Below are 1,145 nucleotides of genomic sequence, written 5' to 3'. Positions count from 1 at the left end.
ATCGTCTCTGCCGCCGTGATGGAGGCGCAGGGCTCGGTCATGACCAACAAATACGCCGAAGGCTATCCCGGTCGGCGCTACTATGGCGGCTGCCAGTTCGTCGATATTGCCGAGAATCTGGCCATCGACCGCGCCAAGGAACTGTTTGGCTGCGGCTTTGCCAATGTGCAGCCGAACTCTGGCAGCCAGGCCAATCAGGGTGTATTTCAGGCACTGATCCAGCCCGGCGACACCATTCTGGGCATGAGCCTGGACGCAGGCGGCCACCTGACCCATGGCGCACGCCCTAACCAGTCGGGCAAGTGGTTCAACGCGGTGCAATATGGTGTCCGCAAAGAAGACAACATGCTGGACTATGATCAGGTCGAGGCGCTGGCGAAGGAACACCAGCCCAAGCTGATCATCGCCGGTGGCTCGGCCATCCCACGTCAGATCGACTTTGCCCGCATGCGTCAGATCGCCGACATGGTCGGCGCGTATCTGCACGTGGACATGGCGCATTTCGCCGGTCTGGTTGCGGCGGGCGAACACCCTTCTCCTTTCCCGCATGCGCATGTGGCGACCACAACGACTCACAAAACCCTGCGTGGCCCGCGTGGGGGTATGATCCTGACCAATGATGAAGATATCGCTAAGAAAGTGAACTCGGCGATCTTCCCCGGCATTCAGGGCGGCCCGCTGATGCATGTGATCGCGGCCAAGGCCGTGGCCTTTGGCGAGGCGCTGCGGCCTGAGTTCAAATCCTACATCCAGCAGGTCGTGACCAACGCGCAGGCGCTGTCGGACCAGCTGATCAAGGGCGGTCTGGACACGGTGACCCACGGCACCGACACCCATGTGGTGCTGGTCGATCTGCGGCCCAAGGGCGTCAAGGGCAACGCCACCGAAAAGGCTCTGGGCCGGGCGCATATCACCTGCAACAAGAACGGCGTGCCGTTTGACCCCGAAAAGCCGACCATCACGTCAGGCATCCGTCTGGGCAGCCCTGCGGGCACCACGCGCGGCTTCGGCGAGGTCGAATTCCGCCAGATCGCCGACTGGATCATCGAGGTTGTCGACGGTCTGGCCGCCAATGGCGAAGACGGCAACGGCGCCGTCGAGGCCAAGGTCAAAGCCGAGGTCGCAGACCTTTGCGCCAAGTTCCC

1 protein-coding gene is annotated in these 1,145 nt (G+C 62.4%); it reads left to right on the top strand.

The window, feature by feature from the left end:
• Positions 1 to 1,145 (top strand): serine hydroxymethyltransferase (glyA, locus tag ACR0AC_RS21200; RefSeq protein WP_480875953.1); only part of this gene is annotated, 1,145 nt, incomplete at both ends.

This window comes from Ruegeria sp. H7 (assembly GCF_056532945.1).
Note: the sequence above shows the minus strand (reverse complement) of the source record. Positions and strands in the feature narration are given on the sequence as shown.